We start from the raw sequence: 14,387 nt of genomic DNA on the forward strand, positions 1-14,387 counted from the left end.
GCCTTGGGTAGTGCTGGGCACATGGGGGCCATCACATGGCAAACAAAATCGCCCTCGGGCTGGTGATCGGCGGCGCCGTCAGTTCCACGGTCGGCTCTGCGTTCAAGGATGTGACCGGGCGCATCAAGCGCCTTGAGGCTGAAGGCAACAAAGCGCGCGTGCTGCAGCGCACGATTGGCGACACCATCCGCCTGCGCGAAGAATGGAAAAAGGCTCACGACACCGGCGCGGCCGGTGCGTCCAAATTACTCAACCGTTTGAACTCGAACCTGGACAGTTTGAAAAAGCAGGGGATCGAGGTCGGCAAGCTGGAAAAAGCCTATCGCTCGATGGGGCAGACGGCCAACAAAGCCGAGCTGAAAGCCAAGGGTCATGAGCAGATCGATTCTGGCGTAAAGGGCATGAAGGGCGCCGTGGGTGCAGCGGTGGTCGGTGTCGGTGCCATGGCGGTACCGACCAAGGTCAGCGCTGATTTTGGCGCGATTGTGCGTGACATCGCGATCAAGGCCGGCATTGCCAACAAGCCGCAAGAGCAGGAGATGTCGCGCAAGATCATCGACACCTCACGCGACACCGGCATGGCGCGCAACGATGTGGCCGACGTGGTCAATCAGTTGGTCGGCGCCGGTATGGACCTGAGCAAGGCGCTGGAATACGCGCCTGTCGCGGCCAAGTTTGTCGTGGGGCAGGGATCCAGCGGCGTCGATACGGCGAAGATGATCAACGCCCTGGGGCAGAACGCCAAGATCACCGATCCCAAGCAGATGCAGCAAGCGCTGGAAGCGATCGCCTACCAAGGTCAGGCGGGCAGCTTTGAAGCGGCCGACATGGCCAAGTGGTTCCCGGAACTGCTGGCCAACATGGCCAGCAACGGTATCACCGGCTTGGATGCGGTGACGCAACTGGGTGCCATGCTGCAGGTGCAAATGAAGCAGGCCGGCAGTTCGGACGAAGCGGCCAACAACCTGAAAAACTGGATGGGCAAAATCGGCTCGACCGACACGGTCAAGGCCTACGAAAAAGCCGGTATCGATTACAAGGGGTCGATGCAGACCGGTTTGCAAAACGGTATGTCCACGCTTGAGACCAGCATGGCGCTGGCTCAGAAATACATTCAGGCGACCGATCCGGCGCGTGCGGCGAAAATGGCCGAGGCCACGGCAAAAATCAGCGAGCAAGCCGATCCTGAAAAGGCCAAGGCCATGATGGCCTCGCTGGAAGAATCCCTGCGCACCGGCGACCTGTTCGCCGACATGCAGGTCAAGGCCGCGCTGTCGGCCTACATGCAGAACAAGGCGCTGTACAGCCAGCTCAAAAACGATTCGCGTGACGCGACCGGGATCCTCGACAAGAACCTCGCCGAGCGGCGCGAGTCGTCATCGCAAAAATGGGCGGAAATGGCCCAGTCGATGGATGACGCCATGCGCAGCATCGGCGATGCGCTGCGCCCGGTGACGGACACCGTGGCCGAGTCGTTGACCAAGGTTACTAAAGGCATTACGTCGCTTACGGATAGTGCGCCCGGGGTAGTTGCCGGTATCGCCACGGTCGGAGCAGGGCTGATCGCCTTAAAAGGTATCATCAGCACGGTCAAGATCGGCAAGGGGGTGTTAAACCTTGCGCGTGGGGCGCGCGGTGGCCGGGGTGGGGGCGAAACACGCAATAAAAATTCCGGGGAGCTTGATCTGGTAGCGACTGGCCTGGATGTTGTTTCGCGGGTGAAGGAAGCGGCTACAGGCGGTGGTCTTGGTGCTGCAAATGATGCAGGTAACGACGGCGTCCAAAAGGTTTTCGTCGTTAATGCCGGCGCTATGGGTGGCGGCGTGGATGCGCCGGGCGAATCGCGCCGGCGCGGACGTGGATCAAGCCGTAGCGCTCGTCGCCGGACGTTGCCGAGTTCGAGAGGTCCTCGCCCGTCTGTGCCTCGTCCGCCTGTACCGGTTTCACGTCCATCTGTTCCGGTTTCACGGCCACCCGTTCCGCCTTCGCGGCCACCTGTTGCGATCCCGTCGCCATCAGTCCCTTCCGTTCCAAGTGGGGCATTGTCCAAGCTTGGCGTCGTCGCAGAAACCGTCGGTAAGGTCAGCAAGGCGGCCAAGGTCATTCCTGGCGGCACGCTGCTGGAGTCCGGCGCGATGGCGCTTGAAACCTTTCAAAACGCCAAGACCAAGGACGAAAAAGCCGAAGGTTACGGTTCGGCCGCGGGCAATCTGGCCGGCACCATGGCCGGCGCAGCAGCAGGCGCCGCTATCGGTTCGGTTGTGCCGATCATCGGCACCGCGATCGGCGGCATGATCGGTGCTTATCTGGGCAGTCAGGGCGGTGCGGCGCTGGGCGGATCCTTGGGTAAATCGCTGTTCGGTGGCGAGGATGACAAACCTGAGGAAAAACCAAAGACGCCCGTGCCGACCACGCCGCTCATGATGGCGTCAGCGGCGCAGAAAGGCCCGGTGCTGGGGGATGTCGCGCGCTCGATGGCAGTGACGGCGCCGCTCAAGTCGGCGGCGCTGGCCATTCAGCCCAAGGAGGCGGCGAAGGCGGAGCCGGCCAAGGTGGATCAAAAGTTTGAGTATTCGCTGAGTATGCCGGTGACCGTGCAGGGCGATGTCAAAGACCCGCAAACCTTGGCGCAGGATCTGATGCCGCACATGCAGCGAATGATGGCGGACGCGGCGAGGAGTAATGCCGCCAAGCTGTACGACGAACCCCATGTTTAAGGAGGTTTCATGGCTTACATGGAGCAGATGCAATCAAGTCTGAAGTATCTGATGGATGCGGCGGAAACCGGGCGGCGTAGCGCGGATGGCATGCTGTCCCCGGTCAATGGCGCGATCCGCGAACTGACCGGCGCCGCGTCCGAGCTGGAGAACATCCCGTTCGTTGGTCCGGCCATCGGCGCCAAACTTCAGCGGGTGATGCGCGGCGTCGACGCGGCTCAGGCCAAGGTCGGTCAGGTGGTGGCGGTGTACGGCCGCGCCACCCGGGCGGCGGCCGAAGTGCAGGATCGGCTGGGCACGTTGAAGGAACAGGCGGGCAAAGCGGCCACGGCAATCAACAACGTCGCCGGCAAGGTCAGTCCGTCGCTGGCCAACATCGTGCCCACCAGTTCCTTTGCCGTGGAGGCCACGCCGGCGCCGGAGGCGGTGAAGCCGTTCCCGCATCTGATGATCATTCAACCGCGCGATCCGAAGATTGAGCCGTATTACTTCAACCTGGACACAGCAGCGTTCGACGAGCTGAGTCGTTCGACCGAATTCCGCTGGGCTTCGCAGGAGCGGCTGACGCGCCGGCCGGCGAAGCAGGCCATCGGTATGGGCGATGAAAAGTTGACGCTCAAGGGCACGATCTATCCGGGCTTCAAAGGCGGTTTAAAGCAGCTCGACACCCTGCGTTCCATCGGGGCCAGGCTGCAGCCGCTGACGCTGACCACGGGCTATGGCGAGGTGATCGGGACGTGGTGCCTGAAAAACATCAACGAGGAACAGTCCGCACTGCTGCACGGCGGGATTGCTCGCAAACAGGGCTTCACTTTGGAGTTTGAGCGCTATGGCGACGACATGCAGGACGTCTGACGGCGACATGCTCGATGTCATTTGCAACAATGTGTACGGCCATCTGAATGGCAGCGTCGAGGCTGTGCTCGATGCCAATCAAGGGCTGGCCGATGAGCCTCAGCCGTTCCGGTCGGGCGTGATTATCGTCCTGCCGGATCTGCCGAGTCCGACCAGTGAGGGCGTCAGTTTGTGGGATTGAGCCGGGGCGATACCTTCGCCGGCACCGCGTCGCGTTATGCGTAACGACACCTTGTTTTTCTGGCCCGCCTTGTGCGGGTTTTTTATTGGAAAAAACCATGACCCCGATGTTTCGAATTGTCGCCGATGGGGCCGACGTCACGGCCAAGATCAATGATTGCCTGTTGCTGCTGCGCACCTCTGACAAGCCGGGCATGGAGTCCGACGAGTTTGAGTTGCGTATCGACGACCGTGATGGGCAAGTGCAATTGCCACGGCGTGGCAGCTCAATTGAGATCTACTTGGGCTATGCCGAAACGACCTTGACGCGTATGGGCAGTTACACCGTCGACACGGTCGAGGTGTCAGGCCCGCCGGACACGATCGTGATCAAGGGCAAGGCCAGCGACGTGCGTGGCAGTGGCAAAACCATCCGTAGCGGAAGCTGGGAAGGCGTGCCGCTGTCGAAGATCGTAGCTGACGTCGCCGCGCGCAATGGCTGGACGCCGGTGTGTCCGGTGTCGACCAAGGTCGCCCGGGTCGACCAGCTCAACGAGTCCGATTTTAATTTCATCACGCGTCTGGCCAAGCAATACGACTGCACAGCCAAAGTCGCCGACGGCAAGCTGTTGGTGATGCCGCGCCAGGGTGGCCAGACAGCAAGCGGCAAAACGTTTGGTGCCATCACCCTGACTCGACGCGACCTCAGCCGATGGCAATTCAGTCTCGGTGATCGCCACTCACACAAGGCAGTCGCCACCAAGCACCAGAACAAGAAGGACGGAAAGCTGGCGGTGGTCACCGTTGACAACGATGATGCTCCGGACGGGCTGCCGGCAGTGCATACCGACCGCCATATCTACCCAAACAAGACGGCTGCTGAAGCGGCCGCCAAGGCCCGTCTATCAGCGTTCAACCGTTCGACCGCCGATGTGCGGCTTGAAATGCCCGGCCGGACGGACATCTTCGCCGAGCGTCCCATCATCGCGCAGGGTTTCAAGGTCGGGCTTGATGGCGAATACCTGGCGGATTCGGTTGAGCAGGTGTTCACCCAGTCCGGCTGGTCGACCACGGTCGAATGCAATGCCGGCAAAGCAGGTAAATCCAAGGGCAAGAAAAAGAAAGGGCCGAAACCACCACTCAAGGTGGTGAACATCGAGAAACAGTAACCGCATCCCATCGCCGCCTGAGTGCGGTTTTTTTATGTCTGGAGTCTGTATGTCTATCACTGAACAACAGCTGCAAAGCATCATGCCCAACGCCCGCCGCCAAGCGGGCGTTTTTGTATCCGCCCTCAACACAGCCATGGCCCATAGGCAGATCAACACGCCGAAACGCCAAGCCGCTTTTCTGGCGCAAGTCGGTCACGAGTCGGGACAGTTGCAGTACGTCCGGGAACTGGGCGGCGACCAGTACCTGAGCAAATACGACACTGGCAACCTGGCTGAAAAACTGGGCAATACGCCGGCAGCGGATGGTGATGGCCAGCGCTATCGCGGTCGCGGCTTGATCCAGGTCACTGGCCACGACAACTACCTGCGCTGCAGCTTGGCGCTGTTCGGTGACGAGCGATTGCTGCGCACGCCTGAACTGCTGGAGCTGCCGCAGTGGGCCGCCGAGTCGGCCGCATGGTTCTGGTCAGTGAATGGGCTGAACGCGCTGGCCGATCAAAACGAATTCAACACGATCACCCGCAGGATCAACGGCGGCCTCAATGGCCTGCAGGATCGGCTGGAATTGTGGGGCCGGGCGAGGGCGGTGCTATGCGTCTCGGCGAACTGATACCGGCGCCGTATCGGCTGCTGGCAAAAGGCGTGCTGCTGGTCGTCTTAGTCGGTGGTTCCGCGGCCATTACTTGGCAAGTCCAGGGTTGGCGCTACGGCAAACAGCTCGCAGAGCAGGCCCGACTCCACAACGAAACCTTCAACCAGTTGGCCCTGGCCACGGTTGCGCAGCAGCGTGCCGAACAGGATAAACGCCTCGCGCTCGAGCAGCGCCTGGCTACCAGCGAACAAACCCATTACCGAGCCTTGAGTGATGCCCAACGTGATCAAGGTCGCCTGCGCGACCGCCTTGCCACTGCTGATCTGCGCCTGTCAGTCCTACTCGACGCCACCACCGGCGCCGGCCACGGATCGGTGTCAGCCACCACCGCCACCAGCAGCGTGGTTCATGGCTCCACAAGAGCCGAACTTGACCCAGCGCATGCTCAACGAATTGTCGGCATCACCGATTACGGCGACCGAGGACTGATTGCACTCGCCGCCTGTCAGGCATACGCGAAAGAAGTCTCAACACCGAAGTAAAAAAAGAGTGGCCGGTCCAGATGCGTCAACTTCCGGATCGACCGCGTTCCCTGCAGATAGTCCCTGCAAGTCAAGCCAAGGCTCTTGCTCCGTGCACAAAGCGAGGCGAGCCTAGAACCTGTTTATCCGCACAGTAAAAATCTTGCTTTTTATGTCTACACCCATCCTGCTGTGACCATAGTTAGCTTATTTCTAAGCGCTTGACGATTAAGAGCGAAACAAGCCGCATTCTCGGGCGCTAAATAACGGAAGACCAATAACTTACGGCCGAAAAAGAAAATGGCTTTTAGCCATCACCCTTTAATAGCCAATAACTCTAAAAAATTGGAAGCACTTTCCTATATCGGATCTATTCTCGTAACGCGCAATGGAAGTATGGATATCTTGCGCACCAACTCATGCCATAAACTATTAAAGGACTATTCCATGGAAAGCTTCGCTATTGCGGCATCACAAATTAACTGGAACGGCGGTCAACGGATCACTTTAAATGCAGGTGATACGGCCACTTGCACGACGTTGCGTCCGGGGCAGATTTACGGAATTTTCATTTATAATTCCGCCGGCAGCGATAACAATGCAGCCGTAAATGTTGTATGGAGCAATAGCCAGCCTCCTGCAACCATCACTGTCCCCGGCACCACCGCCAATGCCGGCTTGGCATCGCTGGGATTCGTTTCCGGCACTGACACTCAGACAATCTCAGTTTCGTTGCCTAGTAACAGCGGCATTGCACAGGTTGAGGTGTGGTTGGGCAGTACCAGCATGCCAACGAATACGAGCGGACTAAACAACAACTCGTTGCAGGCTAACGGGGAGCAGTACCCGTTTAACAAATATAATCGCTACTATTCCGTGCCGCCTTCGAAATGGATGAATCTGACAATTGTTAGCAAAATCACACAGTTCATTTCGTGCCAGTTCCGCGAAGCCGCTGCAACCGTATTTGTTGTGAATGAAACGTCAAATGGCTTACTGGTCGGGCAAGTCACTAACATTGGACCTACTGCTTCGGAAAAAGGGGCAGTGACCATTGTTGCCACTCAGATTCAAAACATCAGTAATAACTTGCAGGGCGACGGTACTCAATGGGTCTGGATGGATGCAGATAGCCAGCAAGACTCAACGAGCGCCAGCATTTCATTACAATCCCTATAATCTATAGCAGACGAAGAGAAGAGTCGCGCAGGTCGCGGCTCTTCTTAGTTTCCCGTGTTCGTTTTTAAATCTAGATTATTGTCGGACAATTAAAGTCGGCACGGTTGGTGCCTTGACGCGACTCGCTAACAACTCCGTAACCGCATAATCGCATCCGTAATCGCTTTTGCATTCGTGTCCAGGGTTTCCAGAGCTGCAATTGCGTTATCAGCAATATTGTCTGCACCAGCCCCTGAAATCCAGTTGGTAATCTCTTCAATCGCCGCACCGAGAGCATGCTGGTTGTGCAAGAGCAACGTCAACGCATCAGCAGTGGCGATGTTGCCGTCTGAATTACTTGGCATGTGGATCATCCTTGAGCGAAAGGTTCGTAAAGCCTCATTCGTCCCGCCAGGACAGATTAGCCCAAGCAATCATTTATTGAGGGCTATTTCCGCCCTAAAATGCCGCATCTGTCCCATGTTGCCATTCTACAAACGTCAAAAACCACAAACCCCCGACTTTCTCTAGAAAAATAAGGGGATTGCGTTTTTAGAATTTGGCGGTCAAGGAGAGACTCGAACTCGCTACCTTTAAGGGCCTGTAGCCCACCTCCAAGTGAACGCCCAGCTCGCTCCATTGCTATCTGCTTTACATTATCGGCCGCTTTCGGCCAATAGCGGCCACTAGCGAGCGGCCCTTTTCGACCCAATGTAGCCGGTCAACCCCTACGTAAAGACGCACATTCCGACACGGGGAGATTCGCGACGTAGAGATCAGTACTGAAACCCAGCACGTCTGGAGCAATGCCGGAAGCCACTGATTCCGACAGTCTTGCCGACTACCGATGGTACTGGATCCCCTGTTCGCGAGGCTCGCTCCAAGAGCGCCTATGCGCTATATATGCTCGGCAGAGAAAATTGTCTCAAATGCGAAAGGTGAAAGATGGAGCCACTACAAGATTGCCCTTGCGCAATGACGCGGGATGAGATCGATGTTAGTTGGAGGTGGACCAAACCGAGGGAGCTTGGCCAACTGGCAGGGTTACAGTGTTATCACTCAATTCCTGGCGGTAAAGAATGCTTGGGCCCGGAAATGCGGGGGCCATGGCCGACCAGTGGGGAAGCTATGAAAGAGCTCGCGCAAGTGAGTGAGGCTTTCCAGAATCTTCATCCTCCGGCCAAGTCCGATCAGACCTAGCATATTCCGGAATTTCCAGTCGCTTTAAATTGGTTCTTCACGGATTACCGGGACAGACGCTCTTGTACTTTATGAAAAAAATTCGCTGTCCTGGTATCCGATTTGCGGAAAACAATGAGTCAAGCTTCCAAAGGGATTTTGGTAGCTGTCAGTTGTCATCGGAAGCAAGAGCTATACCCGCCACCACGTCAAAACTGCGGGCTGGTGCATCGGCCGTTCAGCATTTGCCAATAGCAGCAGACAGGCTGCGAGGGCGACGGGAACATTGAGCACAGCGGGTTTCGTAGACACGTTTGAATGGCTGCTGATGGCTGATAACGGTCACTCGGGTGTCATCAAAACCGCAAGCGTCATCTTGATGAATTCCTCGTTCTTGTCTATTGCCCAGAGGGCGCCCCGGACGTTCTCGGCGACATCGGCCGACCCTCGCTGCTCAACCCAATTCGATAGCTCCATGATGGCGGCTTCGAGGGCGAGTTGGTTTTCGTTGATCTTGAAGAGCAGGGAAGGGAGCAGGTCTGAGTTGGGCATTTTGGTTTCCTTGGTAGCCAAAGAACCAGCGTAGCAACGTGTTACATGAAGAGTTTTTTAACGATCGGCAGGACGCCGGAGATGGCGAGTTTTGTAACGCGTTGCAAAAAGTTTTGTAACGCTTCGGAAAAAGCCGCACAAATCTCAGATCCCAGAAACGACAAAGCCCTGAATAATCAGGGCTTTGTCGTACATAAGATGGCGGAGGCGATGGGATTCGAACTCATGGACCTGTTACAGTCGACGGTTTTCAAGACCGTTGCCTTAAACCACTCGGCCACACCTCCGTTGCGTTGCGGGCGCCATAATACCTGAATGAAACACACTGTCAAACTCTCTGCATGGCTTGTTACAGAGCGTCTGTTATGATCTTTGCGACTGAACGTTTCAAACCAACAGGAGTGTCGCCATGCGCGAACAGGATTACGCAGTTAATAACAGCGTGCAGGCTGAGCAGCTAGAGGTTAGCCGCGTCCTGCGCAACACTTACGGCCTACTGGCGCTCACCCTCGCATTCAGCGGCGTGATGGCTTTCGTCGCGCAGCAGATGCGGGTCGGCTACCCGAATATCTTCGTGGTGCTGATCGGCTTCTACGGGCTGTTCTTCCTCACCAACAAACTCCGTGACTCCGCGTGGGGCCTGGTATCGGCCTTCGCGTTGACCGGTTTCATGGGTTTCCTGCTCGGCCCGATCCTCAACCGTTACCTGGGCATGCAAGGCGGCGCTGAAGTGGTCAGCTCGGCGTTCGCGATGACCGCGCTGGTGTTCGGTGGTCTGTCGGCGTATGTGCTGATCACCCGCAAGGACATGAGCTTTCTCGGTGGCTTCATCACTGCCGGTTTCTTCGTGTTGCTGGGTGCCACGCTGGCGAGCCTCTTCTTCCAGATCAGCGGCCTGCAACTGGCGATCAGCGCAGGTTTCGTGCTGTTCTCGTCGGTGTGCATCCTGTTCCAGACCAGCGCGATCATCCACGGCGGCGAGCGCAACTACATCATGGCGACCATCAGCCTGTATGTATCGATCTACAACCTGTTCGTCAGCCTGCTGCAGATCTTCGGCATCATGAGCCGCGACGACTGATCGTAATGGCTGCAATAAAAAACCCGCTTCGGCGGGTTTTTTATTGTCTGCAGGAAAGTGCCGGCTCAGTTGATGACGATGCTGCCATCCACTTGCTGGCGGTAAATCGTGTAGGGCAGCAGCAGGGTATCGAGCGCGCCGGAGACGACGGCGTCTACCAGTACCACCGGAATGGCCGCGTTGCGATGGTCATCAGGGTCAATGCCTGAAGCCAAGGGAGCGTTCAGCGTGCAGAAGTCGTAGGCGAGGCCGCTGTAGATTCTCGGCACCGCGCCGCAATAGCTTTTTTGTTCCTTCAGCCCGTCTACGGCGGCCTGATCGTTACGTGCCACCGTCTGGATCGTGCCACAACCGCCGAGCAGCATGGCTGCCAGCAGCATTGCCTGAATTTTCATAGCGCCAGTCCTTAGCCGCGAAAAATCAGAATCTACGCCGAATGATCACAAAAAACATCTAGGCCATCGGCGGCAACCGGCGCTTGACCGGGGTTTTCTTGACGATCGCCGTGTTGGTTTCCGCCAGGGTATTGAGCCGGTCGAGCAGGGTGTCCAGCTGTTCCATCGAGCGCACGTGCAGGCGCGCGATGAAGCAGTCTTCGCCGGTCACCTTGTCGCACTCGGTGAATTCAGGGATCGACAGAATTTGTCGCTCCACCTCCTGCAATTGCCCAGGCAGAGGCCGCACCCGGACGATCGCCTGCAACTGGTAGCCAAAGTGCTTCGGGTCAATCTCGACGGTGTAGCCCTTGAGCACGCCGCGTTCTTCCAGACGGCGCAAGCGCTCGGCGACGCTGGGCGAGGACAATCCGCTGATCTGCGCCAACGCCTTGAGCGAGCGGCGCGAGTCTTCCATCAAGGCGCTGATAAGCATCTGATCGATATCGTCAGTCATGGGCTAACTCCGCTATTAGGCCATTTCAATGAATGACCCTCGATAAAAAAGGCAGATTCGCAGTTTAGCCTGTCTTTTGCGCTGGAGCAGCGCCCGGCGTGCTTGGCATACTTTTGCCATGCTTTCGCTAACCCTTCGGGAGATTGAACATGGACAAAACCTTGCGTCGCGGCTCGCTGGAAATGACCGCCGCCATGCTGATATCCGGGACCATCGGCTGGTTTGTATTGGTCTCCGGGCAACCGGTGCTCGACGTGGTGTTCTGGCGTTGCGTGTTCGGCGCCGGCACTTTGCTGTTGATCTGCGCAGCGTTCGGTTTTCTGCGTCCGGGTATTCTGACCCGCGCTACGTTTTTGCTCGCGGTACTCAGTGGCATGGCGATCGTCGGCAACTGGGTGCTGTTGTTCGCCTCGTATTCTCGTGCGTCGATTGCCATCGGCACTGCGGTTTATAACGTGCAGCCGTTCATGCTGGTGGGCTTGGCGGCGTTGTTTCTGGGCGAAAGGATCACCGTGCAAAAGCTGTTCTGGCTGGCGGTTTCGTTCATGGGCATGTTGGCCATCGTCAGTGCCCACGGCACGCAAGGCGAGAGCGGCAACGATTACCTGCTGGGCATCGCGTTGGCCTTGGGCGCGGCGTTGCTGTATGCGATTGCTGCGCTGATCATCAAGCGCCTGACCGGCACACCGCCGCACCTGATTGCGTTGATTCAGGTCTGCACCGGCGTTCTGCTGCTGGCGCCGTTCGCGCATTTCAGTGCGTTGCCGCAAGCACCCAGTGCCTGGGCCAGTCTGGTGACGTTGGGCATTGTTCATACCGGTTTGATGTATGTGCTGCTGTACGGCGCTATTCAGAAGTTGCCGACCGCATTGACTGGCGCACTGTCGTTTATCTACCCGATTGCGGCGATCTTCGTTGACTGGTTCGCCTTCGGCCATCGCCTGGAAATCCTGCAATGGGTCGGCATGGCGGCGATTCTGCTGGCCGCCGCCGGCATGCAGCAAGGCTGGGGGTTCAAAGCGCGGCGACTGGCCGCGCAGTAAAACTCAGATGTTCCAGCGCGGGGCGGATTTGGCCAGGCGCTGGCGCATCTCAGCGATGTTGGCCGCCAGTTGCCGGGTCAACAAGCGATAACCGTCCAGAGCGCTGTAGACCGGCGCCTCGAGGTTGGCTTCCGGCAAGTCCAGTGGCCTGTCGAGGCGACTGGTGGCGCCGCTTTTCAAGGCGCGGGCCATGCCGATCAGTTGCACGCGAATCTGCCGGTGCTCGGCCTTGAGCGCTGATTGCAAATGTGCCATGGCCTCTGGATCGCTGGCATCCGGTCGGGTATTGCCGAGGATTTCCAGCGTGCTGATGCACATGCGCAGGTTGCGCTGGATCGCGTCGAGTTCGGTCATGGAAATCTTCACTTCCTTGGACACCGAAGGCATCAGCGAGCGTAACTGCACCATCACCGCGCCGAGACGGCTCATCAAACGCAAATGCTCGTCGGCGCTGACGGGCTGGCCGCTGATGATGCGTCCATACACCGTGGCGCAGTCGCGCAGCGCATCAGCGAGGTTGTAGCGCCACGAATACACCGCGTACAGCGGCAGGGCGAATGAGAAGGCCAGGGCGAGGGCAATGCCGATGAGGATATCGACGCCGCGCCACAAACCATCGGTGATCGGGTTGTCGCCATGCCCGGCGACGATGAACACGGTGATCGCCGAGAGCAGGGCGGTGTAACCCCCTTGCCGATGGCGTGATAGGAGAAAAATCCGCAGACCACGGCCATCGCAAAATAGGTCAGCCACGGCATGCCCAGCCACGCGTGTTGCGCCACCAGGGCCAAGCCGACTGCGGCGCCGATCAGCGTGCCGGTGGCGCGCTCGGCGGCTTTTTTGCCGATATTGCCGTGGTGTTGCAGGCCGCCGATTACCACCAGCATGGTCACCGAGGCCCATTCGCCGTGGGGCAGGTTGATGCCGGTGGTCAGCAGGATCGTCGCCAGCAATCCAAGGGCCACGCGCACTGCGTGGATCAGTCGGGCGTGGCGGTAACGGCGATACGGGGCCAATAAAGGGCGCAAGATCCGGCGCAGCAGGGGCGGAAGTCGATGGGTGCTGTAAGTACTCAGTGCAAGCCTCTCGTCATCTCGGTTCAGATCAGTGGAACGGGAAAATGTAATTCATCCATGCTGCCATACGCAGGAGGATTTTGCGCATCGCACCGATATGGTGGAAGTGCTGACTGTACAACGCGGCTTGCCCGTAAGCACCGCCTGGCATCTGTTTGCTGTACTGAGCGAAGGCCGGATCGGTGATTTCAATAATCACCGGCACCCGTCCGGCCGGCGGTGAACCGGTATAGCCGATCAACGTGCCGGACGGTTGCACCTGACCCTCGGCAATCACGCCGATGACATTTTTCACTCGCCCTGCGAAAACCTTGCCGGGAATGCCGTCGAACGCCACTTCCGCTTCGTCGCCGACGGTCAGGCGCAGCAGACTGTTCTGGCGCATCCAAGCGGCAAAATATTGGCCCTCCTCGGGTATGAACACCATCGACGGACGCAACGGCAACTTGCTCGCCATCATCCCCGGGCGTAACGAAACATGGGTGACAAAACCTTTGCTCGGCGCGCGGACGGTGGTGTTGTCCAGTTCGAACTGCGCGTTATCCAGTTGCGCCTGCAAGTCATCGGTGCGAGCAATGGCGGCATCCAGTTCACGCTGGGTGCCGAAGTTGCGCCGGATCAGTTCGGTGATGCGGTAGCGATCACCTTTGGCCGCGACCAACTGTGCTTTCAGCGATTTCACCCGGTTTGCAAACGGCGTGGGGTCGATGCGAAACAACACATCGCCTTTTTCCAGCGGCTCGTTACCCTTCACCGGTACATCGATCACCTGGCCGCTAACGACGGGGATTACCGGCACGGACACGAAGTAAGTGCGCGCTACCTCAGAGTACGGGTGGTTGTAGTTCATGGTGAAGATCAATGCGCCGATCAGCAGGATGCCGCCCAGCACGGCGGTGGGCACCGTCCATTTGTTCAACGGGATACGAAAGATCTTGAACAGGGCGACGCAGAATGCGGCGTACGTGAGGATCAGCAACAGGTCCATGAGGCTCAGCCCTCCCGGTTATGCGGGGCGGGCGGGGCAGTGGCCGTCAGCGCTTCGAGTCGTTCAAGGCGACTTTGCAGTTCGATCACCTGTTGTTCCAGGCGAACCACATGGTTTTGCACGGATTGGCCGTCACCAAAACCCCAGCCGCGATCTTCGCGATAGGCCATTGCCCAGATCCACAAAAACGGCCAGAGCGCATGCAGGGTGAACAGACTGACCCAGCCCGTGGCATGGATCGCATCCTGATGCGGGTGGTTGCGGTGCACGGCAATTTCATAGGGAATGTCGTGCAGCACGATGATCCCGTAGAACAGCACGAGCCCAACGAACACCAACACGCCTAACGCGAAGTAATCGAGCATGGTCGAGCTCCCGGCATCCAGCACAGTGCTGGCATCAG

Annotated in this window: 15 protein-coding genes, 1 tRNA gene and 1 pseudogene; 9 read left to right on the plus strand and 8 right to left on the minus strand. The window is 58.2% G+C overall.

Annotated elements, in window-relative coordinates; translation table 11 throughout:
• Positions 1 to 35 precede the first annotated feature (35 nt).
• The 7 genes from M0746_RS10720 (at position 36) to M0746_RS10750 (ending at position 7,195) form a co-directional block, all read left to right on the plus strand.
• A complete protein-coding gene (locus M0746_RS10720) occupies positions 36 to 2,717 on the plus strand; it encodes a phage tail tape measure protein (protein ID WP_258449143.1) in 2,682 nt (893 codons plus the stop codon).
• 9 nt (positions 2,718 to 2,726) lie between these two features.
• On the plus strand, positions 2,727 to 3,572 hold the full coding sequence (locus M0746_RS10725) for a phage tail protein (protein WP_258449144.1): 846 nt from the start codon (positions 2,727 to 2,729) through the stop codon (positions 3,570 to 3,572).
• Positions 3,547 to 3,753, plus strand: coding sequence for a tail protein X (locus M0746_RS10730; protein WP_064596196.1), 207 nt, complete (start codon positions 3,547 to 3,549; stop codon positions 3,751 to 3,753). Before M0746_RS10725 ends, M0746_RS10730 begins: the two co-directional genes overlap by 26 nt.
• Positions 3,754 to 3,850: 97 nt before the next feature.
• Entirely contained in the window at positions 3,851 to 4,900 is a 1,050-nt protein-coding gene (locus M0746_RS10735; RefSeq protein WP_258449145.1) for a phage late control D family protein, read from the plus strand.
• Between the two features lie 49 nt (positions 4,901 to 4,949).
• Positions 4,950 to 5,513, plus strand: a complete 564-nt coding sequence (locus M0746_RS10740; protein WP_258449146.1) for a glycoside hydrolase family 19 protein — start codon at positions 4,950 to 4,952, stop codon at positions 5,511 to 5,513.
• Positions 5,495 to 6,037, plus strand: a complete 543-nt coding sequence (locus tag M0746_RS10745; RefSeq protein WP_258449147.1) for a lysis system i-spanin subunit Rz — start codon at positions 5,495 to 5,497, stop codon at positions 6,035 to 6,037. Before M0746_RS10740 ends, M0746_RS10745 begins: the two co-directional genes overlap by 19 nt.
• A 426-nt stretch (positions 6,038 to 6,463) precedes the next feature.
• Positions 6,464 to 7,195 (plus strand): hypothetical protein, encoded by a 732-nt coding sequence (locus tag M0746_RS10750; protein WP_100847995.1) that lies wholly within the window; start codon positions 6,464 to 6,466, stop codon positions 7,193 to 7,195.
• 125 nt (positions 7,196 to 7,320) lie between these two features.
• Here M0746_RS10750 and M0746_RS10755 read toward each other — a convergent pair whose 3' ends face one another.
• From M0746_RS10755 to M0746_RS10765, 3 genes are all read right to left on the minus strand, one after another.
• Complete coding sequence (locus M0746_RS10755) at positions 7,321 to 7,539, minus strand: hypothetical protein (protein ID WP_258449148.1); 219 nt, start codon at positions 7,537 to 7,539, stop codon at positions 7,321 to 7,323.
• A 1,156-nt stretch (positions 7,540 to 8,695) separates the two neighbouring features.
• Complete coding sequence (locus M0746_RS10760; RefSeq protein WP_034156506.1) at positions 8,696 to 8,905, minus strand: hypothetical protein; 210 nt, start codon at positions 8,903 to 8,905, stop codon at positions 8,696 to 8,698.
• 199 nt (positions 8,906 to 9,104) lie between these two features.
• Positions 9,105 to 9,192: transfer RNA gene (locus M0746_RS10765), tRNA-Ser, on the minus strand.
• A 122-nt stretch (positions 9,193 to 9,314) separates the two neighbouring features.
• Here M0746_RS10765 and M0746_RS10770 point away from each other — a divergent pair.
• Positions 9,315 to 9,986, plus strand: a complete 672-nt coding sequence (locus M0746_RS10770) for a Bax inhibitor-1/YccA family protein (protein ID WP_258449149.1) — start codon at positions 9,315 to 9,317, stop codon at positions 9,984 to 9,986.
• Positions 9,987 to 10,051: 65 nt separating this feature from the next.
• Here the strand turns inward: M0746_RS10770 and M0746_RS10775 are convergent, their stop codons facing one another.
• Entirely contained in the window at positions 10,052 to 10,381 is a 330-nt protein-coding gene (locus tag M0746_RS10775; RefSeq protein ID WP_208940973.1) for a YceK/YidQ family lipoprotein, read from the minus strand.
• A 58-nt stretch (positions 10,382 to 10,439) separates the two neighbouring features.
• Complete coding sequence (locus M0746_RS10780) at positions 10,440 to 10,877, minus strand: Lrp/AsnC family transcriptional regulator (protein WP_258449150.1); 438 nt, start codon at positions 10,875 to 10,877, stop codon at positions 10,440 to 10,442.
• A gap of 149 nt (positions 10,878 to 11,026) precedes the next feature.
• On the opposite strand from M0746_RS10780, the gene M0746_RS10785 reads away from it, so the two are divergent.
• Positions 11,027 to 11,920 (plus strand): DMT family transporter, encoded by an 894-nt coding sequence (locus tag M0746_RS10785; RefSeq protein WP_258449151.1) that lies wholly within the window; start codon positions 11,027 to 11,029, stop codon positions 11,918 to 11,920.
• 3 nt (positions 11,921 to 11,923) lie between these two features.
• Here the strand turns inward: M0746_RS10785 and M0746_RS10790 are convergent.
• The 3 genes and pseudogenes from M0746_RS10790 to M0746_RS10800 all read right to left on the minus strand — a co-directional run bounded on the left by M0746_RS10790 (position 11,924) and on the right by M0746_RS10800 (position 14,349).
• A pseudogene (locus M0746_RS10790) lies at positions 11,924 to 12,963 on the minus strand (FUSC family protein).
• 61 nt (positions 12,964 to 13,024) lie between these two features.
• A complete protein-coding gene (locus tag M0746_RS10795; protein ID WP_208940977.1) occupies positions 13,025 to 13,984 on the minus strand; it encodes an HlyD family secretion protein in 960 nt (319 codons plus the stop codon).
• Positions 13,985 to 13,989: 5 nt separating this feature from the next.
• Entirely contained in the window at positions 13,990 to 14,349 is a 360-nt protein-coding gene (locus M0746_RS10800; protein WP_258449152.1) for a DUF3302 domain-containing protein, read from the minus strand.
• Between the last annotated feature and the right edge of the window lie 38 nt (positions 14,350 to 14,387).

The sequence above is a fragment of the Pseudomonas sp. S11P7 genome (assembly GCF_023195435.1).
In the GTDB taxonomy this organism is placed as follows: Bacteria; Pseudomonadota; Gammaproteobacteria; order Pseudomonadales; family Pseudomonadaceae; genus Aquipseudomonas; species Aquipseudomonas fluorescens_G.